Source organism: Parvibaculum sp., assembly GCF_030651915.1.
Lineage (GTDB): Bacteria > Pseudomonadota > Alphaproteobacteria > Parvibaculales > Parvibaculaceae > Parvibaculum.
The window spans coordinates 1,077,355-1,100,016 of the sequence record NZ_JAUSBV010000005.1 but is presented as its reverse complement, the minus strand read 5'-3'; the positions used below and the strand labels follow the sequence as shown (position 1 = coordinate 1,100,016).

The window sequence follows — 22,662 nt, the reverse complement described above, 5'->3', positions numbered from 1 at the left end:
AAAAGAGCCGATGCGCCAGCTTTACCATCTTCCGATTTCGCCGGCCTGCCGCAAGGTGCGTCTTGTGCTGGCCGAAAAGGGATTGCCCTTCGAACTGGTCGAGGAACGCGACTGGGAGCGCCGTCACGAATTTCTGGCGCTCAACCCCGCCGGCGAGGTGCCGGTGCTGATCGAGGCGGAGGGCGCGCCGATTTGCGGCGCGACGGCGATCGCCGAATTTCTCGAAGAGACCGCGCCCGACGTACCGCTGATGCCGGGCAATCCGAGCGCGCGCGCCGAGATACGCCGCCTTGTCGACTGGTTCGACCGAAAATTCGCCACCGAGGTGAGCGATGGCCTGATCTTCGAGAAAGTGACACGCCGTTTTCTGAGTGTGGCCGAGGGCGGCGGCGCGCCGGAAATGCCGGTGGTCCGGGCTGCCCTCCACAATCTGCGCTACCACCTCGATTACATTTGCTACCTGATGGAAACGCGCAGTTGGCTCGCGGGTGAGGATATGACGCTGGCCGACCTCACCGCGGCCGCGCATCTTTCCTGTCTCGACTATGTCGGCGATGTCCCCTGGGGCCAGTATCAGGCGGCCAAGGACTGGTATGTCCGCATCAAGTCGCGGCCCGGCTTCCGGCAGATCCTCGCCGACCACATTCCCGGCATGCCGCCACCGAAACTCTATGCCAATCTCGACTTCTGACGCAGCGACGGATCTCGACAAATTGCGCGCCGAACTTCTGCGGCGCGCAAGAGAGGCGGGTTTCGACGATGCGGGGATCGCGCGGGCCGATGCGCGGACCGACCTGCCTGCCCGCCTCGAGGCGTGGCTGGGCGAAGGCCGCCACGGCGATATGGGCTGGATGGAAGAGACGGCGATGCGCCGCGCATCGCCGGCAACGCTCTGGCCCGAAGCGCGCAGCATCGTGATGCTGGCGATGAGTTACGGACCCGACGACAACCCGCTCGATATTCTGGCACATCGCGATCGCGCGGCGATTTCGGTCTATGCGCGCAACCGCGACTATCACGATCTGGTCAAGAAACGCCTGAAGCAGGTGGCGCGCTGGCTGGCAGAGACAAGCGGGGCGGAGGTGAAGGTCTTTGTCGATACGGCGCCGGTGATGGAAAAGCCGCTGGCGGAGGCCGCCGGTCTCGGCTGGCAGGGCAAGCACACCAATCTGGTCTCGCGCCGACTGGGATCGTGGTTCTTTCTCGGGTCGATTTTCACCACGCTCGATTTGACGCCCGATGCGCGCCATGACGATCGCTGCGGCGACTGCCGGCGCTGCCTCGACATCTGTCCGACATCGGCTTTCCCCGCCCCCTACGAACTCGATGCGCGGCGCTGCATTTCCTATCTGACCATCGAACACAAGGGGCATATTGCCCTCGAATTTCGCCAGCCGATGGGCAATCGCATTTACGGCTGCGACGATTGTCTGGCCGTCTGCCCGTGGAACAAATTCGCCCAGGCCGCGCGCGAGGCGGCCTTTGTGGCGCGCGACGATCTGCGGGCGCCGCTGCTGGCCGAACTGGCGACCCTCGACGATGCGGGCTTTCGCGCGCGCTTTTCAGGCTCGCCGGTCAAGCGCATCGGGCGCGACCGCTTCATTCGCAATGTGCTGATCGCGATCGGCAATACGGGGATGCCCGGCCTTGCCGACACCGTGCGCCCCCTGCTCGGTGACGCTTCGGCGCTGGTGCGCGCCATGGCGGTCTGGGCGCTCGCCGAACTCGGACAGGGGGACGAATTGCGCCAGCGCGCCACGGCAGCACTCGGCGCGGAAATGGATGAAGATGTGCGCGCCGAATGGCGGCGCGTCAGCGGCTGAGATATTGCCGCGCGGCCGCCGCTGCGGGATCGTCGGCGCGCCCGGTCGCGGCCGCATAGTCGAGGACGCTTTGCCAGTCGGCCCATGCCGATTTGCGGTCGCCCAATGCCATATGCACGCGTCCCCGCTCGACCAGCGCTTCGAGATTATGCGGCCTGAGTTCGATCGCCTTGTTGGCGTCGACAAGGGCAGCCCGTGAAAATCCGAGCGTGCGATTGGCCGCCGCCCGCAGCAGCAGCGCCTCGATGAGCCAGGGATCGAGGGCCAGCGCCTCGGCCGCGTCGTCGCGCGCCCCCTCCCAGTTTTCGCCCAGCGCCTGCATCCGCGCCCGTCCGAGCCGGTAGTCGGGTTCGTCGGGCATCCGCGCTATGGCCTGATCATAGGCCCGCCGCGCCTGTGCCACATTGCCGGCCAGCGCCCAGGCATCGCCCGCCTGCGCATAGATCGGTGCCCGCAATTCGTCGTCGGCCTGAAGCATGCGCTCGGCCAGCTGGTAGAAGACCGCTGCGGCATCAGCCGGCCGGCCTTGCGCTGTCAGCGCCAGGGCCTCGCAATGCATGCCCCCGGCCTCCGCCTCGCCGCGCCGAAGCTTCAGGGTTTGCGCCATATTCAGCGCCGCCTCGGAGTCGGTTTCGGCAAGATCGGCGCAGGCCTCATAGCTCGGCTCGGCCCAGGCCGCCGGAGCGGCGACGGCAAGCGCCAAAAGGAAGATAGGGATCGGGATGGCTTTCATGCGCGCCAGCCTCGTTCAGGCTGTACAATCTGGCAAGTGAAACCATGGACAGGATGCCGATGAATTTGCACCCGCGTCTTTTCTGCTTCGGCTATGGCTTCAGCGCGGCGGCGCTCGGCCGCCGCCTGGCCGCGCGCGGCTTTGCGGTCGCGGGTACCTGCCGGAGCGAAGAAAAAGCAGCAGTCCTGCGCGCCGAAGGCATCGACGCTTTCATCTTCGGCGAGACGCCGCTTGCCGATCCGGCGGCGGCGTTGGCCGGCACGACGCACTTGCTGCTCTCGGTGCCGCCGGGCGAGGCCGGCGATCCGGTGCTCGCCGCGCATGAGCCCGACATCGCCCGCATCGCGCCGCAGCTCGAATGGATGGGCTATCTCTCGACCACCGGCGTCTATGGCGACCGGAGCGGCGGCTGGGTCGATGAGAGAACTCCACTCGCCCCCGGCACCGCGCGCGGCCGGCGCCGTCTCGAAGCGGAGGAAGCATGGCGCGCCTTTGCCGCGCGTACCGCGGCGCCGCTCCACATTTTCCGTCTTGCGGGGATCTACGGGCCGGGCCGCAACCAGCTGCGCAGCCTGCGCGAAGGCACGGCACGGCGCATCGTCAAGCCGGGCCAGATATTTTCGCGCGTCCATGTCGAAGACATTGCCGCCATACTCGAAGCCTCAATCGCAAAGCCCCGGCCGGGCGCGGCCTACAATGTCTGCGACGACGCACCCGCCCCGCCACAGGAGGTGGTGGCCTATGCAGCCAAGCTTCTCGGCTGCGAGCCGCCGCCGGAAATCCCCTTCGACAAGGCGGAATTGACGCCGATGGCGCGGAGCTTTTATGCCGACTCGAAACGCGTTTCGAACCGTCTGGTCCGCGAGGAATTGTGCGTGACGCTGCAATATCCAACTTATCGCGAAGGACTGAAGGCGCTGCTGGACCATCCCTGAGCAGAGCCATTGTGCCGCAGGGCGGATTCGGTTGGTATTGCTATAATGAAACCCAACTCTGGAGGTTTCATGCCGCATCATTTCCACGCCGTCGTCTGGATCGACCATCACGAGGCACGCATTCTCGATTTCAATGCCGACGACGCCCATACGACGGCCGTTCAGTTGAAACATGCGGCGAGCCGCGGCCACAGCAAGCTCGGTGGTCGCGCAAGCTGGCGCGAGTCCGAAGACACAGATTATTTCGACGAGGTGGCAGCGAATCTCGATGGCATCGGCGAAATTCTGATCGTCGGACCGGCCAATGCGAAGCTCGGCTTTCTGAAGCGCTTGCAGACGAAACACGCGGCGCTGGCCGGCAGGGTCGTCGGTGTCGAGACGGTCGATCATCCGACGGGCGGTGAATTGCTGAAATATGCGCGCGCCTATTTCGAGAAAGCCGACCGCATGTTGCCGCAGATCGATTAGCTTTCTATCTCTGCGAGTAACGTCTCGATCGTCTGCGTCAGTCGCGCGATGTCGGCCACCCCCGACAGACGGTGATCACCTTCCTTGCTCAACTGGATCGTCACATCGGTGCTTGTCAGCGCTTCGACCATCCGCATCGCATGTTGCCACGGCACATCGGGATCCCTCATGCCTTGCAGGATGCGCACGGGCTTGTCGAACGCAATGGGCTTGTCGAGCAACAGGTGGTTTCGCCCCTCCTCGATCAGCCGCATCGTGATCTCGTAGGGCGCTTCGTCGTAATCGGACGGGGCGCGGTGAACGCCCTCGCGCATGAGCGTGGCCTTTATCTCGTCCGAGAATCCGGTCCACATCAGCTCCTGCGTGAAATCGGGCGCCGGTGCGATCAGCACCAGACCCCTGACACGCTCGGGTCGTGCCAGCGCGGCGAGCAGTGCGACCCAGCCGCCCATGCTGGAGCCGACGAGAATTTGCGGACCTGCGGCAAGCGTGTCGATGGCAGCGAGCGCATCTTCGAGCCATCGACCGACGGTTGCCTTGCGGAAGTCGCCTGACGACGCGCCATGCGCATAATAGTCGAAGCGCAGCAGATGCCGCCTTGCGCCACGCGCCCAGTTGCTGAGCGCCGTCGCTTTGGTGCCGGTCATGTCGGACTTGAAGCCGCCAAGCCAGGTGAGGCCGGCCGGACCAGCCGGGCTTTCAGGCGCGTCGATCAGGCAGGCAAGATGTTCGCCGGCACTGCCGTCATGGCCAGGCCGGTCGAGCTTGCGGGAAATTGAAGCCTCGGTCATTGTCTCACTTGTCGCTCGTCATTCTTCAGCAAAATCATACATCCCACAGAGATATCCGCGTGTCCAAATCGTTCGAACATATTCGAAATGCCACGATCCTGCAGATCGTGCCGGCACTCGAAACCGGCGGCGCCGAACGCACGACTGTCGATGTCGCCCGCGCCATTGTCGCTGCCGGCGGTCGCGCCATCGTCGCGAGCCGTGGCGGGCGGATGGTGGCCGAGCTTGAAGCCACCGGCGCAAGGCATGTTGAATTGGCGGCCCACTCGAAGAATCCGGTCGTGATGGCGCTCAATGTCGAGCGGCTGACGCGGTTGATTGCGCGCGAGAAAATCGGTCTCGTTCATGCACGCAGCCGCGCGCCGGCCTGGAGCGCACTTGCCGCTGCGCACCGCGCCGGACTTCCTTTCGTCACAACCTATCATTCGCGCGTTCACGAAAAGCCGCGCCTCAAGGTCTTCTACAATTCGGTGATGACGCGCGGCGATGCTGTGATTGCCAATTCGGAATACACAGCCGCTCGCATTCGCGCGGTGCATGCGCCGGACGAGGCCCGGATTTTCACAGTGCCACGCGGCATCGACATTGAAGGGTTGGCGCCTGCCGCCATCACGCCCGGACGCATCGAATCTTTGTGCAGCCGCTGGGGACTCGACGGTTCATCCGGTGTCATCTTCGTTCACCCGGCGCGCCTGACGCGTTGGAAGGGCCAGGCGGTTTCTGTCGAGGCGGCGCGGTTGTTGCGCGCCCGCGGCATCGACGGATTCATGCTGCTTCTGGCCGGCGATGCACAGGGCCGCGACAACTATGTGGCCGAGTTGCAGCAGGCGATCGCGCAGGGCGGTCTCGAAAGCCATGTGCGTCTCGTGGGCCATTGCGACGATATGGGGGCGGCCTATGCGCTGTCAGATGCGGTGCTCTCGCCCTCGATCGAGGCCGAACCGTTCGGCCGCACGGCCGTCGAGGCGCAGGCGGCGGCGCGTCCGGTCATCGTCAGCGACGCGGGCGGTCAGCGCGAAACCGTACTGACGGCGGATGGGGTGGCAACAGGTCTTTGCGTGTCGCCGGGCGATGCGGCCGCGTTGGCCGATGCCATGGCGCGGCTGATGACGATTGGCCCCGATGCGCGCGCGGCGATGGGCGCGCGCGGCCGCATCCATGCAGCGGCCCATTATTCGGTCACGGCCATGTGCGATGCGACGCTCGGTATTTATGACCGCCTCCTGGCCCGCTGAACCTGTCATTGCCATCTGGCTCGGCGCCGGAGGGCCGGAATATGCAACTGCCATGCTCGGTGCGTTGCGCATGCGTCACGCCGGTTCGCGGCTGATCCTGCTGACGACACCCGAGGCCGCGCGGCAAGTGGAGGGGCTTGCCGACGAGGTCTGGGCCGATGGCGCGGCGCGGGGCGCGGCGGCATTTCTGGCGCGCGCGCGCCGTCTTTCATGGGCCAGCCCGGCCTTTGTCTGCGATCTGGAGGACAGCCCGGCGACGCGCTTTCTGCGCTTTTGTGTGTGGCCGAGGCCACAATGGCGCCTTGTCGTGCCCGGGCAGCAAATCCCGCCTCTTTCTTGACTTGCGGGCGGCGGCCTTCAAATCTATAGCTGTCACCTTGGAATGCCCGTCAGGGAGCCCGAAGCCGGGTTCCGTCGGGCGGTTGCCGCAAGCCTGCGCATTGTGCCGGCACCGGCCACCGCTCGAAATGCCATGTCCGGCGGCCGGGCCAGATTGAAGGAGAAGAGTTCATAGCTCGCAGACCGATGCAGGCGCCGCCCACGCGAGAGGGCCCGCGCATAAACGACATGATCGATGAGCCGACCGTGTTGCTGATCGACGCCGAGGGCGAAAAGCGCGGCGTCATTCCCACCGACGAAGCGATCAGGATGGCCGAAGAGGCTGGACTGGATCTGGTTGAGGTGTCGCCCAACGCGAAGCCTCCCGTGTGCAAGCTTCTCGATTACGGCAAGTTCAAATATCAGGCCCAGAAAAAGGCCAATGAGGCGCGCAAGAAGCAGAAGACCGTCGAGGTCAAGGAAATCAAGATGCGCCCGAACATCGACACGCATGACTATGACGTGAAGATGCGTGCGATCCACCGCTTCTTCGAAGAGGGCGACAAGGTGAAAGTGACCTTGCGCTTCCGCGGCCGCGAAATGGCGCATCAGGAGCTCGGCATGCAGCTTCTGAACAAGGTCAAGGAAGAGCTCGACGCGATCGCCAAGGTCGAAACATGGCCCCGCCTCGAAGGCCGTCAGATGATCATGGTGCTGGCGCCGAAATAACGGCAGCCGACGCGAAGACAGGAAGGCCCGGCGAGCATCGCCGGGCCTCTTTCATTCAGCTTCCCATGAGTTTTTTCAAACGGTCCGGCCGGTCGGTCAGGATCGCCTCGACGCCGAGTGCCGCGAGACGCTTCATTTCCGTTTCTTCGTCGACCGTCCAGCAGGAAACGGCAAGACCATGCTCGCGAGCCATCGCCGCGGTCTCTGCCGTCACGTCGCCATGCCACGAGAACCAGCCGTCGGCAGGCCCCGATGCAATACCGCGCAGCATGCGCTCTGCAAAGCTTGCCCCCTTCTGTGTCCGCCAGTCGAAGCCGGCCGCCCATGGGGCACCCGCAGCCGATGCACGCCGGATCGCCTCATCTTCCGATCCGGGCTTGTCACGCGTGGCAGACGCGTCGGCCGGGTCGATCTGGAAGAACGGGAGTGTGGTGAAGGCATTGAGGATATCGGGCGCGGTCTCCTTTGCCCGTTTGAGTGCCCGCCAGTCGAAGGAAACGAAGGTGACGGTTTCCGCAAGCCCCTCTGCGCGCGTGAGCGCCACCGCCGCATCGGCAAGTGCGACCGGATCGGCCGATTGCGAAAGATCGAGCAGCGCCGTCTTGAGTTCGACATAAAGGCGGAAACCGGGCTTTGCCGCGCGCTTCACCAGCGCATAGACATCGGTCAGCAGCGGAATATGTGCGCCGTCGAAGGGCGTCTGTTCGGGATAGCGCGCCGCATAACCGGCACCGGGCCGCAGCCGCCCGATGTCGTAGACGCGAAGTTCATCGGCTGTCAGGTCCTTGATCAGCGGTGTCGGACGTTTGAGCCATTGCCCGCCCGGTCCGCGCGCCAGCGCCGGTTTCAGGCTCTCGTCGTGATGGACAACCAGCTGGCCGTCCCGGCTGAGGTGAACATCGAGCTCGATTCCGTCCGCCCCCATGGCGATGGCGCGCTCGAAGGCTTCCATCGTGTTTTCGGGCCAGAGCCCCGCGCCGCCGCGATGCGCGATCTGTAACGGCTTCGGCATGCCCGTCCCCCCCCCCGCCATAATGCGCCGCCGGAAACCGCCCGGCAGGCCCCCAAAAATCGTGGCCGTCATGTGACCCGTTCCGGCCGCCCGCGTCAAAACGAAACAGCGTTGCAAAGGTGTCATGGAAGTACGTTAGACGCTGACGCCGCCCCAATGTGTGATTATACTGCCGGGCGTATCACCAAGAAGAGCGATCGCGCGGGGTCGGACCTTTGGCGGCCACCGTACGGCGGATCAAATGTCGCGACGCGAGCGCCATGAGGCGTCTGCGCGCGGGCTACGGGCAACACAGGTGATGACATGCCGATCGCTTCGATATGGCGCCGCTTCAGGCGGAAGGGCATCAGGTATTCCTATTACGAGACGCAGGATGTGATGCGCCGCGCGGTCGAGATGGCGGCGCTGGAGGAAGAGTTGCGCGCGCTCGATGACGAGCGGTTGCGCCAGCGCCTTGCCGCCGAAACCGACACCGCGCGCCGCCGGCTTATCGAGCGCGAGCGGGCCGGGCGCGAGGCGCCCGGCCGTTCCCCTGCGGCAGGGCGAGGCTGAAGCCGTCCCCGCGGCGTATCGACCCCTTTGCATTGCTCCTGCCTGATCGCCGATACTCTCCCCAACAAGAAACCGGAAATGCGGGGAGAGAAATCATGAAGTTCGGCGTTTTCTACGAATTGCAGTTGCCGAAGCCGTGGAACGAAGGCGATGAGGCGCGTCTTTTTCATGAGGCGCTGGAGCAGATCGTCCTGGCCGACAGGCTGGGCTTCGACCACGCCTGGGAAGTCGAGCATCACTTCCTCGACGAATATTCCCATTCCTCGGCGCCGGAAGTCTTTCTCGCCGCCGCCGCCTCGCTGACGCAGAACATCCGTCTCGGTCACGGCATCCGGCAGGTGATCCCCAATTACAACCACCCCGCCCGCACCGCCGAAGGTCTTGCCACGCTCGACATCATGTCGCATGGCCGCGTCGAATTCGGCATTGGCGAGGGCGCGACGCGGCTGGAGCTTGGTGGCTTCAACATTCCGGCTCGGGAAAAACGCGCCATGGCGATCGAAGCCGGCGAGCAAATCGCCAATATGATGGTGCTCGATCCCTATCCGGGTTTCGAGGGCAAGTATTTCTCGATGCCATGCCGCAACGTACTGCCGAAGCCGGTGCAGAAACCGCACCCGCCGATGTGGATGGCCTGTACCAACCGTGACACGATCCGGGTGGCGGCATCGCTTGGCGTCGGTGCACTGGCCTTCTCGTTTCTCGATCCGGAAGAAGCGCATCACTGGTCGGAAATCTACTATGGCATCATCAAATCGGATGAATGCAAGCCCATCGGCCATACAGTGAACGCGAACATCGCAATGGTCTCGAATTTCTCGCTGCACAAGGACCGCGCCGAAGCGATCCGCCGCGGCCACGAAGGCTTCGAGTTTTTCGGCTATGCGCTGAACGCGCTGGTCGCGCACGACACCGTGCCCGGCCGCACCGACATGTGGGGCGACTACATCAAGGCGCGCGGCAACCGCACGCAGGAAATCATCGACGCCGGCAAGCGCGCCGACGCCATTGCCACCGGCATCGGCACCCCTGACGACATGCGCGCGCATCTCCGCGCTTTTCAGGCAGCGGGTGTCGACCAGGTGATTTTCATGCAGCAGGCGGGCCGCAACAAGCACGCGCATATTTGCGAGTCGCTGGAGCTTTTCGCGGCCGAGGTGATGCCGGAGTTCAAGGCCGAGCTCGCCGAACGCGAAGCGAAGAAGCAGAAGGAGCTGACGCCCTTCATCAAGGCGGCGCTGGCGCGCAAGAGCTGGATGAAGCCGCTCGCCGATCACGAGATTCCTGTGGTGCAAGCCTCCGTCAAGAAGGCACAGGTCAACCAGACGAGCGCGGTGGAGTAGGACGCTGAACCGAAGGAGACTAAAATGACGAAGAAATATCTGTTTGGCGCATTTGCGTTTGCGGGCCTTTTGCTGGTTGCGGCCTGCGACCAGAAGGAAGAGAAGGCCGCCGCCGACGAAACGGTCGTCAGCGAATCCGTCGCTGATGAAACGTCTGCAGACTTGGACGCCGATGAGATACAGGCTGAATTCGAGAGGTCCGAAGCGGGCTGCCGCGCCGTGGCCGATGCGCTGGCGATCTGGACCGCGCGCCCCTGGATCGAGGCCGAGGACACATTGACCCGCGGCGCCATCGCGACGATCCGCGTCATCCGCCCGGGCGACAATGTGACGATGGACTACCGCACCGACCGCCTCAATGTGGAGCTCGACGAAAACGACATCGTGTCGCGCGTCTATTGCGGCTGAGACGTCATTTGATGGGGCGGACCGGGTCCGTCCCGTCCCAGTTCTCGGCGGCCCGGCGGATATGCGCGAAGAATTTTCCCTTCGCGCCGCTGATGTCCGACATCTCGATCACCGTACCGGGATGGCTCTCAGTGTCGAAATAGACGAAGCGACCCTGGTCGCCGCCGATCTGTCCCTCATGGCCGATCCTGTAGCCCGCGGCCAGCGCGCGGTCGTAATCGGCCTGATAGTCGGTCGTCCAGTAGGACATGTGCTGCAGGCCCTCGCGACCCGCATTCAGAAAATCGAGATACATCGAGGGCGCATCGTTGCGCTGCTGGATCAGTTCGATCTGCAGATCGCCGGTATTTGCCAGCGCAATGCTCATCTCGACCGGCGAAGGCGCACCGCGATAGGTGAACCAGTCGCACTGCACGCGGTCGATATAGAAAAAGGGTCCGACACCGAGAACTTCGGTCCAGTGTTTCAGCGCGGCCTCAATGTCGCGCACCACATAGCCGTTCTGGCAGACCTTTCCGAAAAAGCGGCTCATTGGGGTTCCTTCCTGTCTTCAGGCGGTCTTATAGCCCGATCGCCTGCGCTTGACCTGCCGCCTTTTTCCCTTATAAATCCGCGCCTTCGGGGCGGTCCGGCCTGTAGGGCATGCCGTGGCCGTCCGAAATGCCATGACCCGAACCCGCAAAAAACTAGAATTCTTCAATGAATTCAAGGTCTTCAAGCGCGGGTTCCTTTGACGATACGGAGAGCGAAATGCCCAAACTGAAGACCAAAAGCGGGACCAAGAAGCGCTTCAAGCTCACCGCTTCAGGCAAGGTCAAGCGCGGTCAGACCGGCAAACGCCACGGAATGATCAAGCGGACCAACAAGCAGATCCGGAACAAGCGCGGGACGACCATCATGGCTGATGCCGATGCCGCCCGCGTGATCAAGAACTTCATGCCTTACGCGTGAACCCGGAATTGTCCCTGAAAAGGAGCTGAGCACATGTCACGCGTCAAACGGGGCGTTACCGCACACGCCCGCCACCGCAAGATCATCAAGAAGGCGAAGGGCTATTATGGCCGTCGCAAGAACACCTTCCGCACCGCCAATCAGGCGGTCGAGAAGGCTGGCCAATATGCCTATCGCGACCGTCGCACCAGGAAGCGCAACTTCCGCGCCCTCTGGATCCAGCGCATCAACGCCGGCGTCCGCGAGCACGGCCTGACCTATTCGCGATTTATCGACGGCCTCGCCAAGGCTGGCATCGAGGTGGACCGCAAGGTTCTCTCCGATCTTGCCATCCATGAGCCCGAGGCCTTCAAGGCTCTGGTCACCCAGGCCCAGGCCGCGCTCAACTGACGAGCCCGGACGACGCCTGAGACAAGAGCCGGTCACCCGTCCGGGGCTTGTGCCTTGTGTGCATGCCGCTGTCCGGGGGGTGAGGCGGACCGCCGGTCGATCTTTCGCTCGCACGCCGTTTCCCTCAATCGCCCGGAGCCACCGCAAGATAAAGCGGCGCCGGGACGATTGAGCGATATGATGTGAGCGGATGAAGCCATGACCGACAAAGCCGATCTTGAAAAGCTCGAAGCGGAATTCACGACCGCCATCGCCGACGCGGTAGATGTCGAGACGCTGGAGGCCGTGCGCGTGGCCGCGCTCGGCAAGAAAGGCCGTGTCTCCGAGCTGATGAAGGGCCTCGGCGCGATGTCGCCGGAGGAACGCAAGGAAGCAGGGCCGGCGCTGAATGGCCTCAAGGACCGGCTGACCGATGCGCTCAGCCTCCGCAAGCAGGCGCTGCACCAGGCCGGGCTTGAGGCGCGCCTTTCGAACGAGCGCATCGACGTGACGCTTCCCGTCCGTGAAAGCCCGCTCGAGACAGGCCGCATTCATCCGCTCTCGCAGGTCTGGGATGAAGTCGTCGCGATTTTCGCCGATATGGGCTTTGCCGTCGAGCAAGGCCCCGACATCGAGACCGATCACTACAATTTCAGCGCGCTGAACTTCCCGGAAGGCCATCCCGCGCGCGAAATGCACGACACGTTCTATTTCGAGCCCGATGCCTCGGGCGCACGCAAGCTGTTGCGCACGCATACGAGCCCGGTGCAGGTGCGCACCATGGAGGCGGGGAAGCCACCTTTCCGTTTCATCTGCCCCGGGCGCACCTATCGCTGCGACAGCGACCAGACGCACACGCCGCAATTCCACCAGATCGAGGGCGTGGTCATCGACGAAACGACCCATATGGGACACCTCAAATGGACGCTGGAAGAGTTTCTCCGCGCCTTCTTTGAAGTGGAGGGTGTGGAACTGCGCATGCGCCCCTCTTTCTTCCCCTTCACCGAACCGTCGATGGAAGTCGATGTGCGCTGCGCGCGCCTCGGCAATGAAATCCGCATCGGCGAGGGCGATGACTGGCTCGAAATTCTCGGCTGCGGCATGGTCCATCCGAACGTGCTGAGGGCGTCGGGCATCGATCCCGACAAATATCAGGGCTTTGCCTTCGGCATGGGTCTCGACCGCATCGCCATGCTGAAATACGGCATCCCGGATCTGCGGGCCTTCTTCGAGGCCGATCTGCGCTGGCTGCGTCACTATGGGTTTGCCGCGCTCGACGTGCCGACCCTCGCCGGAGGGCTCTCGTCGTGAAGTTCACCCTCTCCTGGTTGAAGCAGCCACTCGAAACGGATGCAACGCTCGACGAGATCGTCGAGCGCCTGACCATGCTCGGCCTCGAGGTCGAGAGCGTCGAAGACCCGGCGAAGAAGCTCGCCGTCTTCTCGGTGGCGAAGGTGCTGGAGGCAAAGCCGCATCCCGACGCAGACAAGTTGCAGGTCCTGAAGGTCGAGGCGCTCGTCGACGGCGAGATGAAGCAGCTGCAGGTCGTCTGTGGCGCGCCGAACGCACGCGCTGGCCTCACCGGCGTCTTCGCGCCGCCCGGCGCGACGATCCCGGCAAGCGGCATGGTGCTGAAGCCGACGAAAATCCGCGGCGTCGAATCGAACGGCATGATGTGTTCGGAGCGCGAACTCGAACTTTCCGACGATCATGTCGGCATCATCGATCTCGAAGGCCACTGGAAAGTCGGAACGTCGGCGGCCGAAGTGCTTGGCTGCAACGATCCCGTCATCGAAATCGCCATCACGCCGAACCGGCCTGACTGCCTCGGCGTTTACGGCGTCGCGCGCGATCTTGCGGCGGCCGGTCTCGGCCGCTTGCGGGAAGGAAGTTTCCCACCGGTCGCGGGAACCTTCGAAAGCCCGGTCGGCATTCGTCTCGAATTTCCAGCAGGCGCTGAAAACGCCTGTCCCGTTTTCGCCGGACGGCTGATCCGAGGTGTCAAAAACGGCCCCTCGCCCGACTGGTTGCAGAACTGGCTGAAGGCGGTGGGCCTGCGCCCCATCAACGCGCTGGTCGACATCACCAATTTCATCTCGCTTGATCGCGGCCGCCCGCTGCATGTCTATGACGCGGCGAAGCTGAAGGGCGACATTCGCGCCCGTCTCGGTCACAAGGGCGAGAAGCTTCTGGCGCTCGATGGCAAGGAATACAATGTCGGCCCCGACATGTGCGTCATCGCCGACGATGAAAATGTGCTCGGCTTCGGCGGCGTGATGGGCGGCGAGGAGAGCGGTTCGACGGTGCAGACGAGCGACGTCTTCGTCGAAAGCGCGTATTTTGATCCCTATCGGACGGCCCGCACAGGTCGCGACACCGGCATCGTGTCCGACGCACGTTACCGCTTCGAGCGCGGCGTCGACCCGGCTTTCGTGCTGCCCGGTCTTGAACTCGCGACAAAAATGATCCTCGAAATCTGCGGCGGCGAGCCATCGAATCTCGTCGTCGCCGGCAAGGTACCCGATACGTCGAAATTGATTTCCTTCAATCCGGCCCGCATCGAAAAGCTGACCGGGCTCTCGCTGCCCGTCACGGAAGCGACGCGCATCCTCACGGCGCTCGGCTTCGGGGTGAAGGACGAAGCAGGAAAGCTCGCGGTTTCCGTACCCTCCTGGCGTCCCGACATCGACGGCGAAGCCGATCTCGTCGAAGAAGTCGTCCGCGTGCATGGCCTCGACAATGTGAAGTCCGTCGCGCTGCCGCGTCTCCATGCGGTCGCAAAGCCGGTGCTCTCCATCCGCCAGCGCCGTGAGCGCATGGCGCGCCGGGCGCTCGCGGCGCGGGGCCTTGTCGAGGCCGTCACCTGGTCCTTCGTTCCCGAACGCCATGCCGAACTCTTTGGCGGCGGCAATGCAACGCCGGGCCTGAAGCTCGCCAATCCGATGTCCGCCGACATGAGCCATATGCGGCCAAGCCTGCTTGCCGGATTGATTGCTGCCGCGGGCCGCAACATGGCGCGCGGCTTCGCTGACGTCGCCCTGTTCGAAGTGGGGCAGCAGTTCGAAGGCGACGCGCCCGAGGCGCAGGTTCTGGCGGCGACGGGCTTGCGCCGCGGCACGGCGCGGCCGCTCGGAAGCGGCAGGCACTGGCAGGGCAAAAGCGGTTCAGTCGAGGCGATGGACGCCAAGGCCGACGCGGCGGCGTTGCTGTTGCTGCTCGGCGCACCGGTTGCGAACCTGCAGGTGAGCGCCGACGCACCCGGCTGGTATCACCCCGGCCGCTCCGGTGTCTTCCGGCTCGGGCCGAAAAATGTGCTTGGCTATTTCGGCGAGCTGCATCCGCGCATTCTCGATGCGATGGATGTCGCAGGCCCGGTCGTTGCGTTTGAGGTTTTCCCCGACGCGATTCCCGAGCCGAAGCGCAAGGCCACGCGCGCCAAGCCCCCGCTCGAACTTCCTGACTTGCAGCCGCTCCGCCGCGACTTCGCTTTCGTGGTCGATGAAATCGTCGCGGCCGAGCAGCTGATCCGCGCCGCGCGCGGCGTCGACAAGAAGCTGATCGTCGATGTGTCGCTGTTCGATGTTTTCGAAGGTGGCGCGCTGGGCGAAGGCAAGAAGTCGCTCGCCATCGAGGTCACGCTTCAGCCGGTCGAGAAGACGCTGACGGACGAGGACATCGAGGCGGTGTCGAAGCGCATCGTGGCGGCGGTCGAAAAGGCGACGGGCGGGACGCTGAGGAGCTAGAGCGGTCCAGCGTACCGGAAAGGAAGCGCATGGAACTGAAGACGATCCGCTACGAGATTTCGGACGGCATCGCGACCATCACGCTGTCGCGCCCGAAGCGTCGCAACGCCTGGACGGGCCGCATGCACACGGAATATCGCTGGGTGCTGGCGGAGGCCGACAAGGACAAGGCGGTGCGCGTCATCATCGTCACCGGCGACCCGGAGGGGCAGGCCTTCTGCGCCGGTGCCGACCTCGGCGCCCTTGAGGGCCATTCCGAGAAGGGCCGCTATGATGCGGGCATTTCCGATGACATTGCGATGCCGGGCTATGGCGTCCGTCCCGAATTCGACGCGACCTTTGCTTATCATTTCGGCCTGAAAAAGCCTGTTATCGCGGCCATCAACGGTGCGGCGGCGGGCGTCGGCCTGGTATTGGCAGCCTTTGCCGATCTGCGCTTTTGTGTGCCCAGTGCGAAATTCACCGCCGCCCATGGCCGCTTCAATTTCCCGGCCGAGTTCGGCCTCTCTTGGATGCTGCCGCGGCTCGTTGGCGTGACCCATGCCAACGACATCCTGCTCTCAAGCCGCGTCTTCACCTCGGAAGAGGCGATGGAAATGGGATTCCTCAACAAGCTGGTGCCGTCCGCCGAGCTGATGCCGCATGTGACGGCCTATGCCCGCGCCATGGCTGACGGCGTCTCACCCGGCTCGCTGCGCGAGACGAAGCGGCAGATTTACATGGACCTGCACCGCAACGCCGCCGGCGCCGTGGAGGCTGCCGAGCACCTGTTGAACGAGATGGTAAAGCACCCTGACTACAAGGAAGGGGTGAAGGCCTGGATGGAGAAGCGCAAAGCGGAGTGGCAGGGCTAGGTCGCTTCGGGAGGCCATGCTATAGGTGCCGCGGCCGGGCAGGGAGCGACAAGCGGAACGACGACATGGCGGAAACTGACGACGAGGCGGCCGCACCTTTCGGCCGCTACGCGCCCTCCGCGGGTATGACCCGAATGATCGGGCTCTCCCGCGCCATGAACAGGGGCAACGCACTGCGGCCGCTCGGACGTCTGATCCGCCACATGACGATAAATCGGCTTGGGGCCCGTCCGGTGGACGACAGCTTCCGCGGCCTGCGGGCGCGCTTTCACCCGATTGGCAATGTCTGCGAGAAACGCGCCCTTCTAAGTCCGGCAGAGTTCGACGCCGAGGAGTTTGCCTTCGCCGGTGAGGTACTTGCGCCCGGCGACATTTGCCTCGATGTCGGTGCGAATGTCGGTTTCTACAGCCTGTTTTTTGCCTCCCGCGTCGGTCCGCAGGGCAAGGTCATTGCCTTCGAACCCCATCCCCTGATGTTCGCCAGGCTCAAGACCAACATCGCCCTCAACCCGGACATCTCCTGCATCGTGCCGGAGAATTGCGCCGTCTACTCGCAGGAAGGCGAGATGGCGCTGGTCGAAGGCTCCGGAAATTTCGGCGAGACGAAGCTGGGGAACGAAGGACCCGGAACCGTGACGGTCAAGGTCGTTCGCCTTTCCCGCTACCTCGAAACCGGCGGCCTCTCGCCGGTCAAGCTGATGAAGATCGATGTGGAGGGCGCCGAAGGTGAGGTTTTCGCCGATCTTTTCGCGGCCCCCCAAACGTTCCACCCGCGCTATATCATTGTCGAATTCGGCAAGGACGGATGGGACAAGACCCGGCAGGCCTGCACGGATGCGGGCTATGTCCGCGTTGCCAAGACCCGGATGAACGAGATTCTCGAAAAACGCTGAGATGGACGCCGACGCCCGACATTGGCTTGGGCCCGCGCCAGTGCTATATGGGCGCGCCATAGCACAGAAAGCGCCATGACCGACCTCTCTCACATCCGCAATTTCTCGATCATCGCTCATATCGATCACGGCAAGTCGACCCTTGCCGACCGGTTGATTCAGCTCTGCGGCGGGCTGGAAGCACGCGAGATGAAGGAGCAGGTGCTCGATTCGATGGATATCGAGCGCGAGCGCGGCATCACGATCAAAGCCCAGACGGTGCGCCTCGACTACAAGGCCGAAAACGGCGAGATGTATGAGCTCAATCTCATCGACACGCCCGGCCATGTGGATTTCGCCTATGAGGTCAACCGCTCCCTGGCGGCTTGCGAGGGCTCGTTGCTGGTCGTCGATGCAAGCCAGGGCGTCGAAGCGCAGACGCTGGCGAACGTCTATCACGCGCTCGACGTGAATCATGAGATCGTGCCGGTCCTCAACAAGATCGACCTGCCGGCAGCCGATGCCGAAAAGACACGCCAGCAGATCGAGGATGTGATCGGCCTCGATGCGTCGGGCGCGGTCGAGATTTCGGCCAAGAGCGGCATCGGCATCCCGGAAGTGCTTGAGGCGATTGTACATCGCCTGCCGCCGCCCAGGGGCGACGCCAATGCGCCCTTGAAGGCCCTGCTGGTCGATAGCTGGTACGACGCCTATCTCGGCGTTGTTGTGCTGGTGCGCATTATCGACGGCGAGATGAAGAAGGCCCAGCGCATCAAGATGATGGGCACCGGTGGTGCTTACACGATCGACAGTGTCGGTATCTTCCGCCCGAAGAAGGAGACCGTCGCGCGCCTGACACCGGGCGAAATCGGCTTCTTCACGGCATCGATCAAAGAGGTCGCCGACACGCGCGTTGGAGACACGGTGACGGACGAGAAGCGGCCTTGCGCCAAGGCGTTGGCGGGATTCAAGCCTGCGCAGCCGGTGGTTTTCTGCGGTCTCTTCCCGGTCGATGCGGCTGAGTTCGAGGATTTGCGCGAAGCCATGGGCAGGCTTCGCCTCAACGATGCAAGCTTTGAATTCGAGATGGAGACATCGGCCGCGCTGGGCTTCGGCTTTCGCTGCGGATTTCTGGGCCTGCTTCACCTCGAAATCATTCGCGAACGGCTGGAGCGCGAATTCAATATCGATCTCATCACCACCGCGCCCTCGGTCATCTATCAGCTGCACATGACCGACGGAACGATCGTCGAAATGCACAATCCTGCCGATATGCCGGATGTCATGAAGATCGACCATATCGAGGAGCCGTGGATTCGCGCGACGATCCTGGTGCCCGACGAATATCTGGGCGCAGTGCTGAAGCTATGCGAGGACCGGCGTGGCACGCAGGTTGACCTCACCTATGCTGGTTCGCGTGCGATGCTGGTCTACCGTCTGCCGCTCAACGAGGTTGTGCTTGATTTCTACGATCGCCTGAAATCTGTGACCCGCGGCTATGCGAGCTTCGACTATCAGATTGAAGGCTACGAACCCGGCGAGCTCGTCAAGATGTCGATCCTCGTCAACGACGAGCCCGTGGACGCCCTGGCGACGATCGTGCACCGTTCGCGCGCCGAGCAGCGCGGTCGTGTGATGTGCGAGAAGCTGAAGGAACTGATCCCCAAGCATCTCTTCAAGATCCCGATCCAGGCCGCGATCGGCGGCCGTATCATCGCGCGCGAAACCATCGCGGCCATGCGCAAGGATGTGACAGCGAAGTGCTATGGCGGCGACATCAGCCGCAAGCGCAAGCTTCTCGACAAGCAGAAAGAGGGCAAGAAGAAGATGCGCCAGTTCGGCCGCGTCGAAATCCCTCAGGACGCTTTCATTTCGGCGCTGAAGATGGACGCCAACTGACGCAACCAATCAGCGACGGCAGAAAAAGCCGGAGCACAACGAAAAGCCGCCCGGACAAAACGATGTACGGACGGCTATTTCCACTGAACGCATCGATGCGGGGTCAGTCCGCGCGGCGCAGCAGCGCCAGCAGGCCCGCAAGCACGATGCCGATAACACCGAGCACCGCCCAGGACGGATAGCTCATCGCCGTTTTGATCGGCTCGACAAGGCCCTCTGGGGCGCCGGAATCGACCCATCCCGCAAACCAGTCATGGCTTCCCTGGTTCAGCAGGACCCACAATTCGCTGAACGAGCGCATCTTGACTGCGCCTTCTTCGAGCGACAGCAAGGCGTCCGATCCCAACGCCATCAAGGCAGTGATGATGAAAAGAAGTCCAATCAGTCGAAACACAACCATGGCACGAGCCCCCCAGCCCAATCGCGGCGGTTAAAATAAGCGTCGGGAACGCTAACCGGATCGAGTGTGCCAAACAAGCACAGTGATGAAAAGTCCTTTGCTGTATCAAGGTCCTGATAGGCGCATGCTTGTTGATTAAGGCCCTTTGTTGCGTATAGTGCCGCCCGCTGCCGCCGGATTTCCGGGTGATGCAGGAGGGGTGGCCGAGTGGCTGAAGGCGCACGCTTGGAAAGCGTGTATGCGGGAAACCGTATCGAGGGTTCGAATCCCTCTCCCTCCGCCAGCCGGATTATTATATAAAATCAATAGTTTAGAATTTTCGCCCCGCGGGCGCCGTCGGGCGGCTTGGGCGGGCGCATGCTGCAGGAATGCCGCTCGATGGCGGGCGTCGTCTTGACCCTGCAACGACGGTCGGTCGCAATTGCGGCAGATTTGCTACAGCCCGGCTTGAAACATGGTTAACCAAGGTTCTTCGGCGTGCAATCAGTTGGTTCGGCTGATCTGGACGGCGCGGCGCGGCTTCAAATAGGCGGTCTCGGAGAAGTTGACCGTCCCGGCCACCATCTCGCCGACTGGTGAGGTATACCCATAAGTCGTTTCGACAAAAACCACGCTCGATCCGGGCGTCGTCAATCCCGCGGGAAGCGTGACGGTTGAACCGACGGCGCGCGGCGAAATCTGGAAGCCGTCGCTCCATGCGACCTTGGCCACATTCTGGGCGTCGGCCACGATGTTGCTGATGCGCACCTTCAAGGGCGCCGTGCTGAAAGGCTGCAGGATGGTGGCGCTGGCGGCGAATATATCGGCGATATCGGAATTGTTGAGGGCGGCGGACTGCGCCGTCAGGTCGGCGGCCGTGTAGGCAACCGCCGTAACGCGGCGGTTGGCGACCAGCATGTTGGTCATCTCGACGCCACCGAAATAAAACGCGATCATCAGCGGCAGGATCAGCGCGAATTCGACCGCGGCAAGTCCCTTGTAGTCATGGATGAAGCGATGCAGCGGCGAAATCAGACCGCGCATCTTCATCTCGTTCGTTTGCATTCCGGATTTTTCAGGCATTGCGTCCACCAAACTCAACTGCCCGACGGCAGCATGTCGCCGAAGGGCTCGTTGCGGAACGCAACACTCGCCGCGATCAGGCGCCCGCCGCCTTCAAGGTTCGACAGCCCGATGCTGCCCGGACTCAACACGCCCCATGAATAGTAGACCCGCACCACCACAATATCGCCTGACCCGCCCGGCTGGAACTGAGTGTCCTCGGACGGGTTGCCGTTCTCGTCGATCAGAGGAAGAAAGCTGACGCCGCCGAAGGAACTGAAGTTCCGCACGTCAATGAAGAGCCCGCCCTCGCAATCGCTGACCAGCGTAACCTGGCCGCAAATCATGGCTTTAAAATCGCCAGCGGAAAGTCCGGCTGCCTGCACTTGGCCGGTGCGGACCATGCGCCCGGCATTGGCAACCACGCTGTCGAGATTCGAGGTTGCAAAATAGACGATACAGGTCTCGATCATTGCGAACAGAAGCGCGAAGAACGGGATCGCGAGCAGGCTGAACTCGACGGCGACACTGCCGCGCTGATCCCGGCGCAATCGGCGCCACCCACCGGGTTTCAGTTTGATTTCTCGATCCATACGAAGTCCTCACGCCGACAAATCTGTCGAGCCAACTATCCTTGATAGTCGGCCGTCGTTACCAAATCGTAAGCAGCATCGCGTTAACCATGTTGCTTCATGCCTCCTTAACGGCGTGACGCTTAAAAATGATCGGGCGTGCGAGCAACGGCTTCTGTGCGCCTTTCGAACATGTCGTTCAGGTGGATTAAATGGACAATGCCACGCATCGTGATGAGGCCATCCCGGAAACGGGCGGGCGTCTGCGACGTTTCATTGGGAAATGGGCAACAGACCGGCGCGGCAACTTCGCCATGATCTTTGCGATCACGCTAATCCCGGTTGCGGCGGCGGCCGGCGCTGCGATCGACATATCGCGCGCCTATATCGTTGAAACCCGGCTTTCGGCGGCACTCGACGCCGCGGCATTGGCCGTCGGCACCGCCAGCGGAATGTCGTCGCAAGAGGTTCAGGCGATTGCCCAAGCCTATTTCGATGCAAACTATCCCGCCGGCAAGCTTGGCGTGCCGGGAACGATCACGGTCGTCGACAGCCAGACCACTGTCGACATTTCGGTGACGGCAGACCTGCCGACGACGCTTATGGGCGTGGTCGGCATCAACAGTCTGAAAATCGGGGCAACGTCCCAGGTCATGCGTCACGGCAAGAAGCTCGAAGTGATGCTGGTCCTCGACAATACCGGTTCAATGAACTCCGGCGGTCGTATGACGGTGTTGAAGGTCGCCGCCAAGGACCTGATCACCACAGTGTCGGAGGTAGCCACGTCGCCGGGCGACGTTCGCATCGGCATCGTGCCCTTCACGACGGATATCAATGTTGGCCCGTCGAGTGTCAACGAATCGTGGCTCAAATGGACATGGACCCATCCCGATGTCTGTACGACCACCGGATCCGGGAAAAACAAGACGACAACTTGCGTTAACACCCGCACCGTCTCGAAGAGCGGCTGGAAAGGATGTGTTGTCGACCGCGACCAGAACTATGACGTTTCGATTTCGACGCCAACGACGAACGATGCAACCAAGTTTCCGGCCAATAACGAGAATATCTATAACGCGCAATGTAGTCTGCGCCCGGTGGTACCGCTTTCCACCGACTGGAACATGCTGCGTAGCGAAATTGATGCGATGACCGCCGGTGGTGCGACCAACACGACGATCGGATTCGTCTGGGGCTGGCAGTTGCTGACGAACGGTGCCTTGCTGTCGAATGCCGCTGCCCCGAGCACGAATGAACTCGACAAGGTGATGGTCTACATGACCGACGGCGAGAACACCTATTACCGGCAGGGGATCGGTTCCTGCAACGGCAGCGCGCATTGTCCGGGCGTCGACACTCGGACGGCGATGGTTTGCGACGCCATCAAGCAAACCGGAATCATCGTCTATACGGTACGCCTGATCAACGGCAACGCGGCGCTTCTGCGCGACTGTGCGTCACATCCGAGCATGTATTACAGCGTCGATACGGCAAGCGAGCTGACCGACGTCTTCAAGTCGATCGCTCAGGCACTGTCGAACCTTCGCCTGAGCAAGTAGCGCTAGCGGCGCGATCGTCCTTGAACACGGCAACAAAAAAGACCGCCCGGTTTTC

25 protein-coding genes and 1 tRNA gene are annotated in these 22,662 nt (G+C 62.9%); 19 read left to right on the top strand and 7 right to left on the bottom strand.

Features of this window, described 5'->3' with window-relative positions; genetic code table 11:
- The first annotated feature begins 10 nt into the window (after positions 1-10).
- On the top strand, positions 11-691 hold the full coding sequence (locus Q7V31_RS09665) for a glutathione S-transferase family protein (protein ID WP_304733857.1): 681 nt from the start codon (positions 11-13) through the stop codon (positions 689-691).
- Entirely contained in the window at positions 672-1,823 is a 1,152-nt protein-coding gene (queG, locus tag Q7V31_RS09660; RefSeq protein WP_304733856.1) for a tRNA epoxyqueuosine(34) reductase QueG, read from the top strand. Before Q7V31_RS09665 ends, queG begins: the two co-directional genes overlap by 20 nt.
- On the opposite strand, the gene Q7V31_RS09655 is transcribed toward queG, so the two are convergent.
- Positions 1,813-2,556 (bottom strand): hypothetical protein, encoded by a 744-nt coding sequence (locus tag Q7V31_RS09655; RefSeq protein WP_304733855.1) that lies wholly within the window; start codon positions 2,554-2,556, stop codon positions 1,813-1,815. The genes queG and Q7V31_RS09655 overlap by 11 nt on opposite strands.
- Before the next feature lie 59 nt (positions 2,557-2,615).
- Between Q7V31_RS09655 and Q7V31_RS09650 the strand changes: the two genes are divergently transcribed.
- Positions 2,616-3,491, top strand: coding sequence for an SDR family oxidoreductase (locus tag Q7V31_RS09650; RefSeq protein ID WP_304733854.1), 876 nt, complete (start codon positions 2,616-2,618; stop codon positions 3,489-3,491).
- Between the two features lie 69 nt (positions 3,492-3,560).
- A complete protein-coding gene (locus tag Q7V31_RS09645) occupies positions 3,561-3,959 on the top strand; it encodes a translational machinery protein (protein WP_304733853.1) in 399 nt (132 codons plus the stop codon).
- Here the strand turns inward: Q7V31_RS09645 and Q7V31_RS09640 are convergent.
- The gene (locus Q7V31_RS09640; RefSeq protein ID WP_304733852.1) at positions 3,956-4,750 is read right to left on the bottom strand and encodes a carboxylesterase; all 795 of its coding nucleotides are present in this window, start codon (positions 4,748-4,750) and stop codon (positions 3,956-3,958) included. The two genes, Q7V31_RS09645 and Q7V31_RS09640, sit on opposite strands and share 4 nt — an antisense overlap.
- A gap of 59 nt (positions 4,751-4,809) precedes the next feature.
- Here Q7V31_RS09640 and Q7V31_RS09635 point away from each other — a divergent pair, with 59 nt between their 5' ends.
- The 3 genes from Q7V31_RS09635 to infC all read left to right on the top strand — a co-directional run bounded on the left by Q7V31_RS09635 (position 4,810) and on the right by infC (position 7,032).
- Positions 4,810-5,985 carry a glycosyltransferase family 4 protein gene (locus Q7V31_RS09635; RefSeq protein WP_304733851.1) on the top strand — a complete coding sequence of 392 codons (1,176 nt, stop codon included), beginning with the start codon at positions 4,810-4,812 and terminating at the stop codon, positions 5,983-5,985.
- Positions 5,963-6,325: a hypothetical protein gene (locus Q7V31_RS09630; protein ID WP_304733850.1), complete on the top strand. Its 363-nt coding sequence runs from the start codon at positions 5,963-5,965 to the stop codon at positions 6,323-6,325. The genes Q7V31_RS09635 and Q7V31_RS09630 overlap by 23 nt, the downstream gene beginning before the upstream one ends.
- A 185-nt stretch (positions 6,326-6,510) precedes the next feature.
- The gene (gene infC, locus Q7V31_RS09625; RefSeq protein ID WP_304733849.1) at positions 6,511-7,032 is read left to right on the top strand and encodes a translation initiation factor IF-3; all 522 of its coding nucleotides are present in this window, start codon (positions 6,511-6,513) and stop codon (positions 7,030-7,032) included.
- Between the two features lie 55 nt (positions 7,033-7,087).
- Here infC and Q7V31_RS09620 read toward each other — a convergent pair whose 3' ends face one another.
- Complete coding sequence (locus Q7V31_RS09620; RefSeq protein ID WP_304733848.1) at positions 7,088-8,044, bottom strand: glycerophosphodiester phosphodiesterase family protein; 957 nt, start codon at positions 8,042-8,044, stop codon at positions 7,088-7,090.
- A gap of 303 nt (positions 8,045-8,347) precedes the next feature.
- Between Q7V31_RS09620 and Q7V31_RS09615 the strand changes: the two genes are divergently transcribed.
- The 3 genes from Q7V31_RS09615 to Q7V31_RS09605 all read left to right on the top strand — a co-directional run bounded on the left by Q7V31_RS09615 (position 8,348) and on the right by Q7V31_RS09605 (position 10,347).
- On the top strand, positions 8,348-8,596 hold the full coding sequence (locus Q7V31_RS09615) for a hypothetical protein (RefSeq protein ID WP_304733847.1): 249 nt from the start codon (positions 8,348-8,350) through the stop codon (positions 8,594-8,596).
- A gap of 95 nt (positions 8,597-8,691) precedes the next feature.
- Complete coding sequence (locus Q7V31_RS09610) at positions 8,692-9,939, top strand: LLM class flavin-dependent oxidoreductase (RefSeq protein WP_304733846.1); 1,248 nt, start codon at positions 8,692-8,694, stop codon at positions 9,937-9,939.
- Between the two features lie 24 nt (positions 9,940-9,963).
- Positions 9,964-10,347, top strand: coding sequence for an I78 family peptidase inhibitor (locus Q7V31_RS09605; RefSeq protein ID WP_304733845.1), 384 nt, complete (start codon positions 9,964-9,966; stop codon positions 10,345-10,347).
- Between the two features lie 4 nt (positions 10,348-10,351).
- On the opposite strand, the gene Q7V31_RS09600 is transcribed toward Q7V31_RS09605, so the two are convergent.
- On the bottom strand, positions 10,352-10,879 hold the full coding sequence (locus Q7V31_RS09600) for a VOC family protein (protein WP_304733844.1): 528 nt from the start codon (positions 10,877-10,879) through the stop codon (positions 10,352-10,354).
- 218 nt (positions 10,880-11,097) lie between these two features.
- Between Q7V31_RS09600 and rpmI the strand changes: the two genes are divergently transcribed.
- The 7 genes from rpmI (at position 11,098) to lepA (ending at position 19,035) form a co-directional block, all read left to right on the top strand.
- Positions 11,098-11,298, top strand: a complete 201-nt coding sequence (gene rpmI / locus Q7V31_RS09595; RefSeq protein ID WP_011995132.1) for a 50S ribosomal protein L35 — start codon at positions 11,098-11,100, stop codon at positions 11,296-11,298.
- Positions 11,299-11,331: 33 nt separating this feature from the next.
- On the top strand, positions 11,332-11,688 hold the full coding sequence (gene rplT / locus Q7V31_RS09590; RefSeq protein WP_304733843.1) for a 50S ribosomal protein L20: 357 nt from the start codon (positions 11,332-11,334) through the stop codon (positions 11,686-11,688).
- A 198-nt stretch (positions 11,689-11,886) separates the two neighbouring features.
- Entirely contained in the window at positions 11,887-12,978 is a 1,092-nt protein-coding gene (gene pheS, locus Q7V31_RS09585) for a phenylalanine--tRNA ligase subunit alpha (protein WP_304733842.1), read from the top strand.
- Entirely contained in the window at positions 12,975-15,410 is a 2,436-nt protein-coding gene (gene pheT / locus Q7V31_RS09580; RefSeq protein WP_304733841.1) for a phenylalanine--tRNA ligase subunit beta, read from the top strand. The genes pheS and pheT overlap by 4 nt, the downstream gene beginning before the upstream one ends.
- Positions 15,411-15,439: 29 nt before the next feature.
- Positions 15,440-16,264, top strand: a complete 825-nt coding sequence (locus Q7V31_RS09575; protein WP_304733840.1) for an enoyl-CoA hydratase-related protein — start codon at positions 15,440-15,442, stop codon at positions 16,262-16,264.
- A gap of 65 nt (positions 16,265-16,329) precedes the next feature.
- On the top strand, positions 16,330-17,157 hold the full coding sequence (locus Q7V31_RS09570; RefSeq protein ID WP_304733839.1) for an FkbM family methyltransferase: 828 nt from the start codon (positions 16,330-16,332) through the stop codon (positions 17,155-17,157).
- Between the two features lie 75 nt (positions 17,158-17,232).
- Positions 17,233-19,035, top strand: a complete 1,803-nt coding sequence (gene lepA / locus Q7V31_RS09565; protein ID WP_304733838.1) for a translation elongation factor 4 — start codon at positions 17,233-17,235, stop codon at positions 19,033-19,035.
- Positions 19,036-19,138: 103 nt separating this feature from the next.
- Here the strand turns inward: lepA and Q7V31_RS09560 are convergent, their stop codons facing one another.
- Positions 19,139-19,435: a hypothetical protein gene (locus Q7V31_RS09560; RefSeq protein WP_304733837.1), complete on the bottom strand. Its 297-nt coding sequence runs from the start codon at positions 19,433-19,435 to the stop codon at positions 19,139-19,141.
- 193 nt (positions 19,436-19,628) lie between these two features.
- On the opposite strand from Q7V31_RS09560, the gene Q7V31_RS09555 reads away from it, so the two are divergent.
- Positions 19,629-19,718, top strand: a tRNA-Ser gene (locus Q7V31_RS09555).
- A 200-nt stretch (positions 19,719-19,918) separates the two neighbouring features.
- Here the strand turns inward: Q7V31_RS09555 and Q7V31_RS09550 are convergent.
- On the bottom strand, positions 19,919-20,479 hold the full coding sequence (locus tag Q7V31_RS09550) for a TadE/TadG family type IV pilus assembly protein (RefSeq protein WP_304733836.1): 561 nt from the start codon (positions 20,477-20,479) through the stop codon (positions 19,919-19,921).
- Between the two features lie 32 nt (positions 20,480-20,511).
- Positions 20,512-21,069, bottom strand: coding sequence for a TadE/TadG family type IV pilus assembly protein (locus Q7V31_RS09545; RefSeq protein ID WP_304733835.1), 558 nt, complete (start codon positions 21,067-21,069; stop codon positions 20,512-20,514).
- 293 nt (positions 21,070-21,362) lie between these two features.
- Between Q7V31_RS09545 and Q7V31_RS09540 the strand changes: the two genes are divergently transcribed.
- Positions 21,363-22,607: a VWA domain-containing protein gene (locus tag Q7V31_RS09540; RefSeq protein WP_304733834.1), complete on the top strand. Its 1,245-nt coding sequence runs from the start codon at positions 21,363-21,365 to the stop codon at positions 22,605-22,607.
- The last annotated feature ends 55 nt before the right edge of the window (positions 22,608-22,662 follow it).